The organism is Methylophaga sp. UBA4204, assembly GCF_002379485.1.
Classification (GTDB): domain Bacteria; phylum Pseudomonadota; class Gammaproteobacteria; order Nitrosococcales; family Methylophagaceae; genus Methylophaga.
The window spans coordinates 57,203-57,735 of record NZ_DFTU01000094.1; positions in this window are offsets into that span (position 1 = coordinate 57,203).

The following is a 533-nucleotide window of genomic DNA, read 5'->3' on the forward strand; positions in this document are numbered from 1 at the left end:
TGTAGTATTGCACTTAGAAAGCTGATTTAGCGACGTTCAGAAAGCTAAATAAAGTTATCTGGTATTTTCAAAACTGGCGTATTAGAGCCTATTAAAGGACGTTGGCAGGGTTACACCAAATTTGTTCATTTGACAATGGAGGCATAATAAGGTGTTTTATTTAATGCATAAAAAATGCTTCAGCATTTAATGGAATATGCCGAATAATAACTAAGTTTTAACAAACTGGATATTGATTGTTTTAGCTTGAAACGGACATCCAATATTCCATCAGACACCAAAACGTATACTGAAACGTATTCAGTATTTTGATACCCGGCCCTACAAAAGATGTGACCCCGAAACAATCTTTCAGCCAGCAATCCGATAAAGCAAATTAAGTTTTATTATCAGATACTAAACTGTAACCGGAATTATTACCTCTAAAGACTCCAGCTCTTTAATGTATAAACAGAGTGGTCTATTCAGGACATGAATAAACCAAATGCTACCAGGCCAATACAGACCACTGAAATAAATACAATAAACTCAAT